General features: G+C 67.7%; 14 protein-coding genes. 13 read left to right on the top strand and 1 reads right to left on the bottom strand.

Going from position 1 to position 16,827, the window contains the following annotated elements; translation table 11 throughout:
• Window positions 1-282: 282 nt before the first annotated feature.
• From EX88_RS26065 to EX88_RS0114855, 11 genes are all read left to right on the top strand, one after another.
• Entirely contained in the window at window positions 283-600 is a 318-nt protein-coding gene (locus tag EX88_RS26065) for a hypothetical protein (protein WP_152566286.1), read from the top strand.
• A gap of 474 nt (window positions 601-1,074) precedes the next feature.
• A complete protein-coding gene (gene wecB / locus EX88_RS27380; protein WP_161786131.1) occupies window positions 1,075-3,336 on the top strand; it encodes a non-hydrolyzing UDP-N-acetylglucosamine 2-epimerase in 2,262 nt (753 codons plus the stop codon).
• A 172-nt stretch (window positions 3,337-3,508) separates the two neighbouring features.
• Window positions 3,509-4,765: a UDP-N-acetyl-D-mannosamine dehydrogenase gene (gene wecC / locus EX88_RS0114895; RefSeq protein WP_031372786.1), complete on the top strand. Its 1,257-nt coding sequence runs from the start codon at window positions 3,509-3,511 to the stop codon at window positions 4,763-4,765.
• Window positions 4,766-4,802: 37 nt separating this feature from the next.
• Complete coding sequence (locus tag EX88_RS0114890) at window positions 4,803-6,089, top strand: oligosaccharide flippase family protein (RefSeq protein WP_161786130.1); 1,287 nt, start codon at window positions 4,803-4,805, stop codon at window positions 6,087-6,089.
• Window positions 6,086-6,676: an acyltransferase gene (locus EX88_RS24625; RefSeq protein ID WP_051885147.1), complete on the top strand. Its 591-nt coding sequence runs from the start codon at window positions 6,086-6,088 to the stop codon at window positions 6,674-6,676. Before EX88_RS0114890 ends, EX88_RS24625 begins: the two co-directional genes overlap by 4 nt.
• A 65-nt stretch (window positions 6,677-6,741) precedes the next feature.
• Window positions 6,742-8,073, top strand: a complete 1,332-nt coding sequence (locus EX88_RS0114880) for a hypothetical protein (protein WP_031372783.1) — start codon at window positions 6,742-6,744, stop codon at window positions 8,071-8,073.
• The gene (locus EX88_RS0114875; protein ID WP_031372782.1) at window positions 8,070-9,167 is read left to right on the top strand and encodes a hypothetical protein; all 1,098 of its coding nucleotides are present in this window, start codon (window positions 8,070-8,072) and stop codon (window positions 9,165-9,167) included. The genes EX88_RS0114880 and EX88_RS0114875 overlap by 4 nt, the downstream gene beginning before the upstream one ends.
• Before the next feature lie 117 nt (window positions 9,168-9,284).
• Entirely contained in the window at window positions 9,285-11,438 is a 2,154-nt protein-coding gene (locus EX88_RS0114870) for a bi-domain-containing oxidoreductase (RefSeq protein ID WP_031372781.1), read from the top strand.
• A gap of 43 nt (window positions 11,439-11,481) precedes the next feature.
• Window positions 11,482-13,134 carry a heparinase II/III family protein gene (locus tag EX88_RS0114865; protein ID WP_031372780.1) on the top strand — a complete coding sequence of 551 codons (1,653 nt, stop codon included), beginning with the start codon at window positions 11,482-11,484 and terminating at the stop codon, window positions 13,132-13,134.
• Window positions 13,135-13,140: 6 nt separating this feature from the next.
• The gene (locus tag EX88_RS0114860) at window positions 13,141-14,394 is read left to right on the top strand and encodes a glycosyltransferase family 4 protein (RefSeq protein ID WP_051885146.1); all 1,254 of its coding nucleotides are present in this window, start codon (window positions 13,141-13,143) and stop codon (window positions 14,392-14,394) included.
• 10 nt (window positions 14,395-14,404) lie between these two features.
• Window positions 14,405-15,187: a YdcF family protein gene (locus EX88_RS0114855; RefSeq protein ID WP_031372778.1), complete on the top strand. Its 783-nt coding sequence runs from the start codon at window positions 14,405-14,407 to the stop codon at window positions 15,185-15,187.
• Window positions 15,188-15,215: 28 nt separating this feature from the next.
• Here the strand turns inward: EX88_RS0114855 and EX88_RS0114850 are convergent, their stop codons facing one another.
• Window positions 15,216-15,905 (bottom strand): ArsR/SmtB family transcription factor, encoded by a 690-nt coding sequence (locus EX88_RS0114850; protein WP_031372777.1) that lies wholly within the window; start codon window positions 15,903-15,905, stop codon window positions 15,216-15,218.
• A gap of 104 nt (window positions 15,906-16,009) precedes the next feature.
• On the opposite strand from EX88_RS0114850, the gene EX88_RS0114845 reads away from it, so the two are divergent.
• Entirely contained in the window at window positions 16,010-16,354 is a 345-nt protein-coding gene (locus EX88_RS0114845; protein ID WP_031372776.1) for an NIPSNAP family protein, read from the top strand.
• Window positions 16,351-16,698, top strand: coding sequence for an antibiotic biosynthesis monooxygenase family protein (locus EX88_RS0114840; protein WP_031372775.1), 348 nt, complete (start codon window positions 16,351-16,353; stop codon window positions 16,696-16,698). Before EX88_RS0114845 ends, EX88_RS0114840 begins: the two co-directional genes overlap by 4 nt.
• The last annotated feature ends 129 nt before the right edge of the window (window positions 16,699-16,827 follow it).

The following is a 16,827-nucleotide window of genomic DNA, read 5'->3' as shown; positions in this document are numbered from 1 at the left end:
GCCGGCAGGACCCGCGCGCAGCGAACGCCGTCGATGCGCCGCTCCGCGCTCGCTGCGATCGGGTTCTGCGAATGCCGTCGGTTCTGCCGATGCGGTCGCAGGCGCGATGCGAACCGGATCGAGAGCGAAACTCGATCGGCGTACATATGCACGACGCGCTTTCGCTTATGCAAAAGCGCTATTTGGAACCGCCGACGGCTGCGGCACAGTCGCAGGGTCGGCGCGGTTTGATGCAAGGCGAACGTTTCCGCTCATTCGCCGCAGCGATGACATTGCAGCGTCATGCAAGCAGAGCAGCCTGTCGGCGCTGCGGTATCGCCGCAAGGAGCGCACGCGGACAGCCGACCGACTGCAGCGATGGAACATACAGCGGGCGGCACCGGCGATCGCGAAACCCAGTTGCCGGATCCGCAAAAAAGCCGCTTTTTCGAGGAAAACGACGATACGCAAGGCGACGGCAACGCATGGACACTTCTTGGCCATTGGATGTTTTTACGCAGCGCTAACCAATGCGTAATCGAACGTCGCAGTTCGCATGCGAAGCGCAACCCAGAACAGAATCACGCTCGCTCACTCGCCGCGAATGCGAACGACAAATGAACGAAACATGAGATTCGTTCGCGACGGGACGACGTCACCGTGAAAGCCCTTACGGATTCACAGTATTTCCTGAACTCGAGATGGCAACCTAGGCGCACGTATGCAGCTCACCGTGTAGTACACAGGCAAGCAGTCGCGCACGAGCACGCATGCAAACGGACGCTGCCGCAGGCAGACGATCCCAGCGACATGCGATGCACAGCGCATCTGCACCCACGGCCGCCGGACATGTCGATCAGTCATTCCACTTTTGTTTTTGAAAACCATTATTCGAATCGACCGGCATCGACCGGCCGACGCACCGCGAACAACCGCAAGAACAACTAGAAACGCCAAAGGGACGATCACCGTGGGGGGCGGCGATTGTCGGCCAGGTCAACGAAGACTACCCCCGGACTCATCGTCATGCTGGATGAAAAATTTGCGATAGCGTGCGCCCTCGCGCTATTCGTCACCTGTGTCGCGATGTACGCGATGCATCCTCTGGCCGAGCACATAGGCCTGGTCGACCGGCCCAATGCGCGCAAGCGGCATCAGGGGCATATCCCGGTCATCGGCGGCCTGTGTTTCTTCGCCGGCCTGCTCGCCGGCGCGGTCTACCTCGGCCTGGCCGACCGCTATGCGCTCTCGCTGCTCGGCAGCGCCGCGCTGATCGTGGTGGTCGGCGCGATCGACGACGCCAAGGACCTCAGCGTGCGCTCGCGCCTGTTCGTGCAGGTGCTGGCGACCGGCCTGATGATCACCGGCAGCGGCCTCTACCTCAACGACGTCGGCAACGTCTTCGGTACCGGCCCGATCCGCCTCGGTCTGCTCGGCATTCCGCTGACCGTGATCGGCGTGGTCGGCCTGATCAATGCCTTCAACATGCTCGACGGTATCGACGGCCTGGCCGGCAGCCTGGCCCTGGTCAGCATCGCCGCGATCCTGCTGTTCGATCGCGCCGGCCTGCTCTCGCAAGGCGCCCTGCCCTTGTTGCCGGTGCTGTTCGCGGCCTTGATTCCTTACCTGTTCGTCAACCTCGGCGGCTGGCGCGGGCGCAAGATCTTCATGGGCGACGCCGGCAGCATGCTGCTGGGCTACGTGCTCGCATGGAGCCTGATCTACATGAACCAGCGCGGCACGCCGCGCATCCACGCCGCCGCCGTGCTGTGGTGCGTGGCCCTGCCGGTGATCGACACCTTGGCGGTGATGTACCGCCGCGTGCGCCAGGGGCGTTCGCCGTTCAAGCCCGACCGCCAGCACCTGCACTACATGCTGCTCGATTCCGGCCGCTCGCCGCGCGCGACCCTGCTGATTCTGATCGCCGCGGCCTGCGTCCTGACCGCGCTGGGTTACTCGCTGCGCGGTGCCGGGCTCGGCCTGAACCTGCTGCTGTTCTTCGGCCTGCTCGGCGGTTACACCACCGCGACCACCCACGGCTGGAAGCCGCAGCCCGCTTCGGCCTGGCAGCCCGAGGGCGAGACCGCAACCGCTCCCGCGCTCGCCGAAGCCGCGACCCTGAGCTTCGGCCGCAACGAGTTGTTCGGCGACGACGCCGCGACCCTGCCGGCGATGGCCTCGACCGCGGCAATGCCGCAGTCGGCCTACCGCATCAAGACCTTGTGCGTGTTCGGTACGCGTCCGGAAGCGATCAAGATGGCGCCGCTGGCTTTGCTGCTCGCCGGCGACCCTCGCTTCGAGGCGCGCGTGTGCGTGACCGGCCAGCACCGGCAGATGCTCGACCAGGTGTTGACCCTGTTCGACATCCAACCCGATTACGACCTGGCGATCATGAAGCCGGGCCAGGACCTGACCGACGTCACCACCGCGATCCTGACCGGCATGAAGCGTGTGCTGTCGGAGCTCAAGCCCGACGTGGTGCTGGTGCACGGCGACACCTCGACCACCATGGCCACCACCCTGGCGGCGTATTACCAGCAGATTCCGGTTGCCCATGTCGAAGCCGGCCTGCGCACCGGCAATCTGTACTCGCCGTGGCCGGAAGAAGCCAACCGCAAGCTCACCGGCGCCCTCGCCGCTATCCATTTCGCGCCGACCGAGTCGTCGAGCGACAACCTGCGCGCCGAAGGCATTCCGACCGACCGCATCGAGATCACCGGCAACACCGTGATCGACGCGCTCAAGCAAGTGGTGCAGCGCATCGAGCGTACGCCGGCGTTGCGCGCCGAGTTGTCCGCGCAGTTCGCTTTCCTGCGCCCGGAACGCCGCGTGGTGCTGGTCACCGGCCATCGCCGCGAAAGCTTCGGCGGCGGTTTCGAGCGCATCTGCCACGCCCTGCGCGACATCGCCCTGCGCCATCCGGACGTCGACATCGTCTATCCGGTGCATCTCAACCCGCAGGTGCGCGAGCCGGTCAACCGCCTGCTCAGCGACATGCCGCAGATCCACCTGATCGAGCCGCTGGACTACCTGCCGTTCGTGTATCTGATGAACGCGGCCCACATCATCCTGACCGACTCCGGCGGCATCCAGGAAGAAGCGCCCTCGCTCGGCAAGCCGGTGCTGGTCATGCGCGACACCACCGAGCGTCCGGAAGCGGTCGGCGCGGGCACGGTCAAGCTGGTCGGCACCGACCGCAAGGCGATCGCCGACGGCATCACCGCCTTGCTCGACGATCCCGCCGCGTATCAGGCCATGAGCATCGCCCATAACCCCTACGGCGACGGCAAGGCCTGCCAGCGCATCGTCGAAGCCCTGGCCGGCCTCAAGACCACGGCCTCGCAGTTGGCGGCCTGACGTCGGCATCCGCAGGCGCCGCGGGCTTGCGCCTGCGCGCCGCATGCGCACCGGAGGCGGCCCGTCCGCCTCCGCTGTGCGTTCGTATTTTCTGGTTCGTACGGTCCCTCTTCGCAACGTCTCTTAATCGAGCAGCAACGCCCTCCCCCGCGGGCATTCAACGGAGTCTTTCATGAGTTTCGAAACCGTCTCGGTCATCGGCCTTGGCTACATCGGATTGCCCACCGCCGCCGCGTTCGCCGCAGCGCGTAAAAAGGTGATCGGCATCGACATCAACCGCCATGCCGTCGATACCATCAACCGGGGCGAAATCCACATCGTCGAACCGGAACTCGACGTCGCCGTGCGCGCGGCGGTCACCGGCGGCTTCCTGCGCGCCTCGACCCAGCCCGAACCCGCCGACGCCTTCCTGATCGCCGTGCCGACGCCGTTCAAGGGCGACCACGAGCCCGACCTGGCCTACATCGAAGCCGCCGGCAAAGCCTTGGCGCCGGTGCTCAAGAAGGGCGACCTGGTGGTGCTGGAATCGACCTCGCCGGTCGGCGCCACCGAGCGCCTGGCCGACTGGCTCGCCGCCGCGCGCCCGGACCTGAGCTTCCCGCAGCAGGCCGGCGAACAGGCCGACGTCAACGTCGCCTACTGCCCCGAGCGCGTGTTGCCGGGTCACGTCATGCGCGAGCTGATCGAGAACGATCGCGTCATCGGCGGCATGACTCCGCGTTGTTCGGAACGCGCCTGCGAGCTCTACAAGAGCTTCGTGCGCGGCGAATGCGTGGTCACCAACGCTCGCACCGCGGAGATGTGCAAGCTCACCGAGAACGCTTTCCGCGACGTCAACATCGCCTTCGCCAACGAGCTGTCGATCATCTGCGACAAGCTCGGCATCAACGTCTGGGACCTGGTGCGCCTGGCCAACCGCCATCCGCGCGTCAACATCCTGCAGCCGGGCCCCGGCGTCGGCGGCCACTGCATCGCGGTCGACCCGTGGTTCATCGTCGACAGCGCACCGGAAGAAGCGCGCCTGATCCGCACCGCGCGCGAGGTCAACAACGGCAAGCCGGCCTGGGTCATGAACAAGGTCGAGGAAGCGATCGAGCAGGCGCAGGCCGACGGCAAGCAGGGCAAGGACCTGACCATCGCCGTGTTCGGCCTGGCCTTCAAACCCGACATCGACGACCTGCGCGAAAGCCCGGCGCTCGACATCGCAATCGAACTGGCCAACCGCCACCCGGGCCGCGTGCTCGCGGTCGAGCCGCACATCTCGGTGCTGCCGGACAAGCTCAACTCGCCGAACGTGATCCTGGTGGACCTGCCGACCGCGAGCGCGCAGGCCGACATCGCGGTGTTGCTGGTCGATCACAAACCCTTCAAGGAGCTGTCGATGCCGGCGCACCTGAAGATCATCGACACCAAGGGCATCTGGACCTGAGCGCCGCAAGGCGCTCGACCCGGACACGACCACGATGATGCGGCGACTGATCACCACGGCCAGCCTGTCGGCGTTGAGCGCCATGGCGTCGCGTGGCGCGGTGTTCGCCGGCATCTTGTTCACCGCGCATTCGCTGGGCCCCACCGCGTTCGGTCAGTTCACCCTGATCCAGACCACCGCGCTGTTGTTCACCACCTTCTGCGCGTTGAGCCTGGGGCAGATGGCGACCAAGATCGTCGCCGAGGCCGCGGCCACCGATCCGCGCCGCATCGCCACGGCGCTGACCGTGTCCTACGGTTCGGCGCTGTTCGCCTCGCTGCTGTTCGCGGCCTTGTTGCTCGCCCTGTCGTACCCGCTGGCAGTCAAGGTCGGCGGATCGAACGATCTGGTCGCGGTGTACGCCGCCTCGGCGCTGTTGGTGCTGACCGGCTTCCTCACCGCGATCCAGAACGGCGTCGCCCTGGCCTTGCACAAGGTCAAGGAACAGGCGCTGGCCAACCTGCTCAGCGCGCCGCTGGTGTTCCTGGCGATCGTGCTGGCCGCGCTGCGCCGCGACATCGCCTGGGCGATCTACGGCTACATCGCCGCGCAGATCGTGATCGTGCTCGGCCAGGAACATGCGCTGCGCCGCTATCGCCGCGAGCAGGGCCACCGTTTGTCGCTGCGCGCCACCGAACGCGGCGACTGGACCGTGCTGTGGAAGCTCGGCCTGCCCTCGTCGGTGTCGGGCTTGCTGACCATGCCGAGCATCTGGCTGTCGATGGTGATGCTGTCGAGCAGCGTCGGCGGCGCCACCAGCCTCGGCAATTTCTCGCTCGGCAACCAGGCGCGTTCGATCCTGATGTTCGGCATGGGCGTGGTCGCCAACGCCACTCTGCCGTTGCTGGCGGCGGCGCTGGCGCGCGGCGACAAGCACGAGGCCAACACCGCCTTGCGCCACTCGATCCTGCTGCTGGTCACGGTCACCGCCGCGGTCGCCGGCCTGGTCGCGGTGGCCGCACCGCCCTTGATCCATCGCTTCGCCCCGGCCTACGCCGGCGCGATCGTGCCGCTGCAGTGGCTGTTGCTGTCGACCGTGGCGATGGCGCCGACCACCATCCTGATGCGCAAGGCCACCGCCGACGGCCGGCCCGGCGTGCTGTTCGCCGGCAATGCGGTGTTCTCGGCCGCCCTGCTCGGCGCCAGCGTGCTGGCCCTGCGCCTGCACGGCGGCGCCACCGGCCTGGCGATCGCCTACGTCGTCGCCACCACCGCCCAGTTGTTGACCTTCGCATTGTGCAATCGCGGCGAGTTCCGCAAAGCGCTGCCTGGAAGCCTCCAATGAACGTATCGCGCCTGCTCAAGAAATCCGTCGTGCTGTCGGTCATCCGCATCGGCTGGTTCATCAAGCCCGGCCTGGTGACGCGCTTGTTCACCTGGTTCCTGCGCTCGGAAGGCGCGCACATCGAGGGCATGCCGAACTATCTGTCGGCCAAGATCTGGTTCGACGGCACCGACTATTCGCTGATCACCCTCGGCGAGGGCTGCACCATCTCCAGCAACGTGCGCATCCTGACCCACGACGCGGCGATCAACACCGTGGCCAAGGAGCTCGGCATCCGCTTCGACAAACCCGAGATACGCATCAAGCCGGTGCGCATCGGCCGTTTCAGCTTCATCGGCACCGGTTCGATCATCATGCCGGGCGCCGACATCGGCGCCGGCTGCATCGTCGCCGCCGGCAGCGTGGTGCGCGGCAAGATCGCCCCGCTCAGCATCGTCATGGGCAGCCCGGCCCAGGTGGTCGGCTCGGTCACCGACTACCTCGCCAAGACCCACCCGCATCTGTTGCCGAGCGCGGTGCGCGAGACCGCCCATCCGCACCCCGAACCCGAACCGAGCTCGTGGCGCAACCGCGGCAACGCGCACTGAGCCCGGTCCCTTCTTTCAGCCCCTTCCCTCCACCGCAGCACTGACGGATCAATCACGGCGTCGTCTTGGCGATTCTCTATTTCATCTTCTTCACGAGCCTGACCCTGGTGACGTTCCTGCGCGTCGGCGGGCGGATGGACCGTATGTTCGTCAAGCCGATCTACGCCTTCCTGCTCGGCATGGCCTTCATCTACGGCTTCATGCCGTGGGTGAAGGAACTGCGCGGCATCCAGTCCTACCCGTTCTACTACTCGACCGACGCCAAGGCCATGGCGCTGATGCTGTCGGTGATGTTCTGCATCTCCGGCATCGGCGGTTACCTGGCGATGGGCGGGTTCTCGACGCCGTCGCTGCCCAAGGTGCGCAGCCTGACCGCGCGCGAACGCCGCCGCGTGCTGGTGTTGGTCGGCATTCCGGCGATGGCGGCGGTGCTGTACCTGGCGCGCACCATCGCCAGCCACGACCTCGCCGACTACATGCGCGACCGCATCGTGATCCGGCGCGGCCTCGGCCCGGCGGTGGTGCTGGCCTTCGCCGCGATCTGCTACGGCGCGATCCTGGTCACCAATTATCTGGCCGAAAAGAAAGAGCGCGGCCGCAGCCCGGCGCTGTGGCGGCTGATCGCGATCTCGGCCACGGTGCTGGTGATCGCCGTAGCGTTCGTGGCGATGGGCAACCGCAACTTCGTCTTCAGCCTGATCGCGATCATCCTGTTCGCCTCGCTGTCGATGTTCCCCGGGCGCCTGCGCAAGGCACTGATGCTGTTGCCGGTGATGCTGGCGCTGGCGCTGGGCTTCTCGGCCTGGGCCAAGATCCGCACCACCCTCGATAGCGCCGGCCCGTCCGCACTCAGCGGCCAGGACCCGACCGAGCTGCTCGTGTACGGTTTGAACGGCGCCTTCGGCAACAGCGAAAACCTGATCTGGCTGGCCCAGCACGATTACGCCTGGCATCCGTTGTGGGGCGAGACCCTGTTCGCCGCCGCGGTCAACCCGGTGCCGCGCGCGATCTGGCCCGACAAGCCCTTCGGCGGCGGCCCGGCGTTCCGCAACATGATCTATCCCGGCAGCTACACCCTCGACGGCGAAAAGCTGACCTCCTACACCACCGGCCTGCCGACCGAAGGCTACATGAACTTCGGCATGCTCGGCCTGATCCTGTTCGGCGCGGCCAACGGCATCTGCCTGGCCTTGATACGCAACGCCTATTCGCGGATGCGCACGGTCACCCCGGTCGGGGTGGTGATCTACAGCTTCTCGATCTTCATGTTCTCGATTGGATTTCTGTATATGGAACTGCTCGGCGGCTGGAGCCGTTATTTCATCACCGTGTTGCTGCTGTTCGTGGTGAGTTACCTCGGCAACCGGCCGATCCGCTCCAGGCTGGTGACGGCATGAACGCGATCATTCTCGGCCAGGGCAACCCCTACCTGAAGAATCCGTATCTGAGCAAGCTGTCGAAGGTGCTCGAAAGCGCGTCGATCCCCTACGAGTTCTGGATCTGGAGCCGCGACAAGCAGGCCGCCGAACTGCCGCGGGTGAAGGTGCTGCTGAGCTTCGGCTCCTGGGGCGGCGGCGCGGTCAATGCCCTCGGCTACGCCCTGTGGGTCGCCTGGCTGACCTTGCGGGTGTTCGTGCAGCCGCGCGCCGGCATTTATTTCTGCTCGCGCCTGGACGCCGCTCTGCCCTGCGCCCTGGTCGCTTCGGTGCGCCGCTGCCAATACGTCTTCCTCGACCGCGACAAGCTGTCCAAGAGCTACGCCTGGCCGAAGCCGGTCAAGCGGATCATCGAATGGGTCGAGGGCTTCGTCGGCCGCCGCGCTTCCCTGCACGTGCTGCCGGGCGCCTCGCGCGCGGTCGACGGCGACGCCGCCAATATCCGCATCGTCCGCAACACCCCGCACACCGACGTGATCGAGCGTGCGCGCAGCCTGGCCGCCGAACTGCCGCCGAAGAGCGGCCGCCTGCGTGTACTCATCAGCGGCCTGATCTCGCCCGAACGCGGCGCGACCATGATGCGCGAAGCGGTCGAGCAGACCGCCGGCCGCATCGAGTTCGTCGCCGCCGGACGCCTGCTCGGCGACGACGCCAAGCGCCTGGCCGAACTGCTCGGGCCGCATTACCGCGGCATCGTCAGCAACGAGGACGCGCTGGCGCTGTTGCTGAGCGCCGACGTGGTGCTGGCCTTCTACGACCCCTCGCTGGAGATCAACCGCCTGGCCGAGCCGAACAAGTGGTTCGATTGCGCCGCGCTGGAGATTCCGTTCTTCACCAACCCCGGCCTGAGCACCTCGCAGCCGTTCGAAGACGCGCAGGCCTGTTTCCTGTGCGACTACGGCGACAGCCGCCAGCTCAGCGAACAGCTGCTGCGCATCGCCGAGGCGCCGGCCCTGCTCGAACAGCGCCGCGCCGGCCTGCGCACCCTGCGCTACGAGGCCTGGGACACGGCGATGGCGCGGGTGATCGCCGAATGCGCGAGCCTGCAGCCATGAGTCTTCCGCGTGAAACCCCGCTGATCTGCCTGCGTCACTGAGCCGGCCTACCGATCGGCCGCGCGGCTCCCCCCAGCCGGCGCGGCATCCCCCCTCTCGATACGTACTGGAATCACCATGCAACAGGTCCTGCAAAACCTGCGCGACGGCAGCACCGAAATCGCCGACGTGCCCGCCCCCGCCCTGCGCCGCGGCCATCTGCTGATCCGCACCCACGTCACCCTGGTGTCGGCCGGCACCGAGCGTATGCTGGTCGAGTTCGGCAAGGCCAACATGCTGCAGAAGGCGCGCCAGCAACCCGACAAGGTGCGCATGGTGCTGGAGAAGATCCGCACCGACGGCCTGGCCACCACTGTCGACGCGGTGCGCAGCAAGCTCGACCAACCGCTGGCCCTGGGCTATTGCAACGTCGGCACGGTGATCGGCGTCGGTGCCGGCGTGACCGGTTTCGAAATCGGCGACCGCATCGCCTCCAACGGCAAGCACGCCGAAGTGGTGGCGGTGCCGTCCAACCTGTGCGTCAAGATTCCCGACGGCGTCGGCGACGAAGCCGCGGCCTTCACCGTGCTCGGCGCGATCGCCCTGCAAGGTATCCGCCTGGTCCAGCCGAGCCTCGGCGAAGCGGTGGTGGTGACCGGCCTGGGCCTGATCGGCCTGATCACCGTGCAACTGCTGCGCGCCCACGGCTGCCGCGTGCTCGGCATCGACTTCGACAGCTCCAAGCTCGCCATCGCGCGCAGCTACGGCGCCGAGACGGTCGACCTGTCCAAGGGCGAAGACCCGCTGGCCGCGGCGCAGGCATTCTCGCGCGGACGCGGCGTCGACGCGGTGCTGATCACCGCCTCGACCAAGAGCAACGAACCGGTCTCGCAGGCCGCGCACATGTGCCGCAAGCGCGGCCGCATCGTCCTGGTCGGGGTCACCGGCCTGGAACTGTCACGCGCGGATTTCTACGAGAAGGAACTGTCGTTCCAGGTGTCGTGCTCGTACGGCCCGGGCCGCTACGATCCGTCCTACGAGGAACGCGGCAACGACTATCCGGTCGCCTTCGTGCGCTGGACCGAACAACGCAACTTCGAGGCCGTGCTCGACATGATGGCCAGCCGCGCGATCGACGCGCCGCCGCTGATCAGCCATCGCTACTCGATCGCCGAGGCCGAACAGGCCTATGCCCTGCTCGGCGGCCACGAGCCCTCGCTGGGCATCGTCCTCGACTACGGGCGCGACAAGGCGATTCCGGAGACCCTGGTGCGCCGCACCGTGCCGCTGTCGGTCAAGACCCCGGCCGCGACCTCCGATACCGACAAGGGCGGCGACGCGATCGCCTTCATCGGCGCCGGCAACTACGCCGGCCGCGTGCTGATCCCGGCCTTCGCCAAGGCCGGCGCCGAACTGCACACGGTGGTGTCCAGCGGCGGCGTCAGCAGCGTCCACTTCGGCAAGAAGTTCGGTTTCCGCAACGCCAGCACCGACACCGACGCGACCCTGCGCGAGAACGGCGTGGGCTCGGTGGTGATCGCGACCCAGCACGGCAGCCATGCCGAGCTGACCCTGAAGGCGCTGCGCCACGGCAAGCACGTATTCATCGAAAAACCGCTGTGCCTGACCCTGGACGAGTTGCAGGCGATCGAAAAGGCCTACGCCGAGCATTCGATCTACGGCCGCCCGCCGGTGCTGATGGTCGGCTTCAACCGCCGCTTCGCCCCGCAGGTGCAGAAGATGCGCACGCTGCTGGCCGGCGTGCGCGAGCCCAAGTCGTTCGTGATGACGGTCAACGCCGGCGCGATCCCGGCCGACCACTGGACCCAGGACAGCCAGCTCGGCGGCGGCCGCCTGATCGGCGAGGCCTGCCATTTCGTCGACCTGCTGCGCTTCCTCGCCGACTCGCCGATCGTCGGCCACCAGCTCACCGCGGTCGGCAACGTCCCCGGCGCCGGCATCCGCAGCGACCGGGTCAGCTTCACCCTGAGCTTCGCCGACGGCTCGTTCGGCACCGTGCATTACCTCGCCAACGGCGACAAGAGCTTCCCCAAGGAACGTCTGGAGGTGTTCACTGCCGGCCGCGTGCTGCAGTTGGATAACTTCCGCCGCCTGCGCGGCTACGGCTGGCCGGGCTTCAAGAAGATGAACCTGTGGCGCCAGGACAAGGGCCAGGCGCAGTGCGCCGCCGCCTTCATCCAGGCGGTCAAGGGCCAGGCCGCAGCGCCGATCCCCGCCGAAGACGTGTTCGAGGTGGCGCGCGTCACCATCGAACTGGACGCCTCGGTCTGAACGCCATGCGTCGCCTCGTCGCCTCTCCGAGCGGAATACGGTCGTGACCTCGTCGTCCCGAGTGCCGCGCCTGTGGCACACGGTGCGCCATCTGCGCGCCGTGCAAATCTACGGCCGCGCCTGGCATCGCCTGCACCGCCCGCGCATCGACGATTCGCCGGCGCCGCCGCCGGCGGTCGTGCGCGATCGCTGGCGCGGTTGCGCACGCGCGGCCTCGATGCTGAGCGCGCAGCGCTTCCGTTTCCTCAACGACGAACACGAGATCGCCGGCGACGATTGGAACAGCTCCGCCCTGCCGAAGCTGTGGTTGTACAACCTGCATTACTTCGACGATCTCAACGCCGACGACGCGGCGGCGCGGCTGGCCTGGCATCGCGACCTGATCCGGCAGTGGATCGCGGCCAATCCGCCGGCCGCCGGCAACGGCTGGGAGCCGTATTGCCTGTCGCTGCGCATCGTCAACTGGGTCAAATGGTGCTGCGCCGGCGACACCGTCACCGACCCGGCGCTGCGCCGCAGCGTGCTCAACAGCCTGGCGACGCAGGCGCGTTATCTGCGCGGTCGCCTGGAACGGCATTTGCTCGGCAACCATCTGTGGGCCAACTACAAGGCGCTGCTGTTCGCCGGCGCCTTCTTCGACGGCGCCGAAGCCGAACGCTGGCGCAGCGTCGGCCTGCGCGGTCTGCGCGCCGAGATCGACGAGCAGATCCTCGCCGACGGCGGGCATTTCGAACGCAGCCCGATGTACCACGCGATCCTGCTCGAGGACTTGCTCGACCTGGTGCAGTTGGCGACCTTGTTCCCGGGCGCCTTCCCCGAACGCGACATCGAGCTGTGGCGCCAGCGTGCGAGCCGCATGCTCGGCTGGCTGGCGGTGATGACGCATCCCGACGGCGGCATCGCCTTCTTCAACGACGCCGCCCACGGCATCGCCCCGACCCTGGCGCAGTTGCAGGCCTATGCGCGCTTGCTCGGCGTGGCGGTGCCGGCGGCCTGCGACGATGCGCTGCAGGTGCTGCCGGTGTCGGGCTATGTACGGCTGCAATGCGGACCCGCGGTGCTGATCGCCGACGTCGGCGAAATCGGCCCGGCCTATCTGCCCGGCCATGCCCACGCCGACACCCTCAGCTTCGAGCTCTCGCTCGGCGGCCGCCGGGTGTTGGCCAACGCCGGCACCTCGCGCTACGACATCGGCGCCGAGCGTCTGTGGCAGCGCGGCACCGCCTCGCATAACACGGTCGAAATCGACGATGCCGATTCCTCCGAGGTATGGAGCAGTTTCCGCGTCGCCCGTCGCGCCCATCCGCTTGCGGTCGAACACGGCCGCAACGACGAGGGGCTGTGGCTCAGCGCCGCCCACGACGGCTACCGGCGCCTCAAGGGCCGGCCGCTGCATCGCCGGCGCTGGGTATTGCAAGCCGGTTCGCTGCGCGTCGAAGACCGCATCGAAGGCGAGTTCGAGCGCGCCGTCGCCCGCTTCCGCTTGATGCCCGACGTCCGCCTCGACGGCCCGCAACTGCGCCTGGACGAATCCGGCGCGGTGCGCTGGCAGGTCGAACCGGCGAACGCAACGACCGCCGCGGCCCGCAGCACCTATCACGCCGGCTTCGGCCTGAGCGAAGCCTGCGATGTCCTCGAAATCGCGCTGCCCCCCGAGGCCGGCGCGCTGACCACCACGTTCCATTGGGATTGCTGAGTTCTCATGCGCATTCTGTTTCTGTCGGACAATTTCCCGCCCGAAGGCAATGCGCCGGCCACGCGCACCTACGAGCACGCGGTGCGCTGGGTGCGCGCGGGGCACGAGGTGACGGTGATCACCTGCGCGCCGAATTTCCCCGAGGGCAAGCTGTTCGACGGCTACCGCAATGCCTGGCGCAGCGTCGAGACCGTCGACGGCATCCGCGTGGTCCGGGTCAAGACCTACATCACCGCCAACGAGGGCTTCGTCAAGCGCACCCTCGACTATCTGAGCTTCATGGCCGCCTCGGTCGTCGCCGGCCTGTTCGAGCCGCGCCACGACGTGGTGGTGGCGACCTCGCCGCAGTTCTTCTGCGCGCTCGGCGGCTGGGCGTTGGCGCGCCTGCGCCGGCGGCCGTTCGTGTTCGAGCTGCGCGATCTGTGGCCGGCCTCGATCACCGCGGTCGGCGCGATGAAGCGCAGCGCCGCGGTGCGCGCGCTCGAACGCCTGGAGATGTTCCTGTACCGCAGCGCCGACGCGATCGTGCCGGTCACCCACACCTTCCGCGAAGAACTCATCCAGCGCGGTATCGCCGCCGACAAGATCCACGTCGTGCTCAACGGCGTCGACCTGCAACGCTACGCCCCGGCCGCGCGCGACGAGAACCTGAGCCGCCAGTACGACCTGGACGGCCGCTTCGTGGTCGGCTACCTCGGCACCCACGGCATGGCCCATGGCCTGGAGAAGGTCGTCGACGCCGCCGAGCGGCTGCAGCACGATCCGCGCATCGCCTTCTTCTTCGCCGGCAGCGGCGCCGAGCGTGCGCGCGTCGAGCGCCTGGTCGCCGAGCGCGGGCTGAGCAACGTGCGCATGATCCCGCGCCAGCCGAAGGAGATGATGCCGAAGCTGTGGAGCCTGTGCGACATCTCGCTGATCCCGCTACGCAACAACCCGGTGTTCTCCGGGGTGATCCCGTCCAAGCTGTTCGAAGGCATGGGCATGGGCATCCCCGCGCTGATGTCGCTGCCGCGCGGCGAAGCCACCCGCATCGTCGAAACCACCGACTGCGGCGTGTGCGTGCCGCCGGAAGACGCCGAGGCGATGGCCGCGGCGATCCTGGCCCTGGTCGAGGACCCCGGCCGTATGCGCCGCCTGCGCGATTCCAGCCTGGCCGCGGCGCCCTCGTATTCGCGCGACCGCCAGGCCGCGTTGATGACCGACGCCCTGGCCCGGCTGCTCGACGACGACACCGCCGACCTGGCGCGGGTGGCGAAGTAAGCCTGCGGCCATGACCGGCATCGGCCGATGGTTGGCGTGGCCGCTGGAACCGCTGCACTTGTCGTGCTGCCTGCTGGTGCTGGCGTTGCTGGCCTTCGCCTTGCGCCGGCGCCGTGGCGCGCTGGCCTTGATCGGCATCAGTCTGGCTTGGTCCTTGCTGTGGTCGCTGCCGGCGGCCTCCAACGCGCTGCGCAATAGCCTGGCGCTGCGCTATCCGCCGCAATCCGCACAGGGCCTGCCGATGGTCGATGCGATCGTCGTGCTCGGCGGCGGTATCGGCAGCGTCGCCTGGTTCGAACAGGGCGATCCCAACGATCCGCGCCTCGCCGGCAACCGCGTCGCCCTGGGGGCGCGCGCCTGGCACGACGGCCGCGCGCCATGGGTCTTGCTCAGCGGCGGCCCGACCCCACGCACCCACGGCGTCAGCGAAGCGCGCGAGATGGCCGCGGCGATGCACGCGCTCGGCGTACCCGAGCGCGCCCTGGTGCTGGACGAGCGCAGCCGCAGCACCGGCGACAACGCCCGCAACAGCGCGCAGTGGGCGCGCACGCACGGATGGCGCAGGGTCGCTCTGGTGACCTCGTCCCTGCACATGAGCCGCGCGCGGGCGCTGTTCGAGCGACAAGGCCTGCAGGTGCTGCCGCTGGCTTCGGCGGAGAAAGATTTCGAGCCGGTGCCGAAGCACGGCGCGGCGTCGCCGTGGTGGCCGACCCGCCGTGCCCTGCGCCGCAGCGGCGAGGCGTTCAAAGAGTACGCCGGCCTGCTCGCGGCCAAGCTCGGCGTCGGCGGCTGAGCCGGGCTGGGTTGAGCCGGGTTGCGCGCTAGGGCGCAGGCTCTTCCACGAATGCAGCCAGACCGCGTTGCCCTCGCGCGGTCACGTTCAAGGCGCGCGAGTATTGGATGCGGCGCAGCCAGCCCTGGGCGATGAAACGATCCAGCAAGACCGCGCCAAGCACGCCGGCCAGATGATGGCGGCGTTCGCTCCAGTCCAGGCAGGCTCGGCACAGCGGCCGACGGGTGCGCGGCAAGGCCTCCAGCGCGATCCCGGCTTCGGCGACGAAACCGCGGCCGCGCTCGGTGAGCTGCAGGTCGTCGTCGCCCAGATGCAGAAAACCGCGGCGCACGAAGCTGTCGTGCACGCGCACGCCCCACTCGCCGGCGAGGTGGTCGTAGCAGACCCGCGCCTTGCGCAGCGCCAGGTCGCTCGGCCCGACGCTGACCGGCGCATCCGAGATGCGGTACGCCACCCGCATCAGATCTTCGAGCAACCGCACCACATCGTCGTCGGCGATACGGAAGTAACGATGGCGGCCCTGCTTCTCGACGCTGAGCAGGCGCGCTTCGGTCAGCGCCGACAAATGCGCGCTGGCGGTCGGGCGGGCCACGCCGGCGGCCTCGGCCAGTTCGGTCGCGGTAAGGGCGCGACCGGCCATGAGCGCGGTCAGGATGTCGACGCGGGCGCGGTCGCCGATCAGCGCGGCGACCCGGTTGAGGTTGGCGGAAATGTCCATGCGGCGATCCTGCATCACGCCCGGCGGGAATACTTCGATACTGAGCGAAGCATCGCCCCGGCGGCAATCGCTATGGTGCCGGCCACCTCTCCCGGAGCCCAACGATGCGCATCGCCTGCATGATCCGTTACCGGATCGACCCCTTCCAGCTCGACGCCTTCCGCCGCTACGCCGAAGCCTGGGGCCGCATCATCCCGCGTTGCGGCGGCGACCTGGTCGGCTACTTCCTGCCGCACGAAGGCAGCAACGACATCGCCTGGGGACTGATCGCCTTCGACAGCCTGGCCGACTACGAGACCTACCGCGCCCGCCTCAAGACCGATGCCGAAGGCCGCGACAACTTCGCCTTCGCCCGCGAGCACCGCTTCATCCTGCGCGAGGAACGCAGTTGGACCGAAATCGTCGATGGCGCGTTCCGTATGCCTGCAACCATGGGCGTGCCGGCATGATCGCGGTGATCTTCGAAGCGCAGCCGCATCCGCAGGCCCGCCCGGATTACCTCGACGCGGCCGAACGCTTGCGGCCCTTTCTCGCCCAGATCGATGGTTTCGTTTCGATCGAGCGTTTCGAGAGTTTGAGCCAACCCGGCAAGCTGTTGTCGCTGTCGTACTGGCACGACGAGGATGCGGTGAGGCATTGGCGCAATCTCGAAATGCACAGGCAGATCCAAAAGGCGGGCCGGGACTCGATCTTCGCCGGCTATCGGCTGCGCGTGGCGGAGGTTGTGCGCGATTACGGCCTGTATGATCGCGCGCAGGCGCCCGAGGACTCGCGCATCCGGCACGACGAGTAATCGCGACAAACGCTTTAGCTTTAGCTTAGCTTTAGCCGTTGCCGTTGCCGTTGCCGTTGCCGTTGCCGAGGTCTTGATCTGCTTTGCCGCTTTACCGGTCAAGTGGAGACCCGGAGGGCGGCGCACAGG

It is taken from the genome of Lysobacter antibioticus (genome assembly GCF_000731095.1).
GTDB classification, from domain to species: Bacteria; Pseudomonadota; Gammaproteobacteria; order Xanthomonadales; family Xanthomonadaceae; genus Lysobacter; species Lysobacter antibioticus_B.
This window is presented reverse-complemented; position numbering and strand designations above follow the sequence as displayed.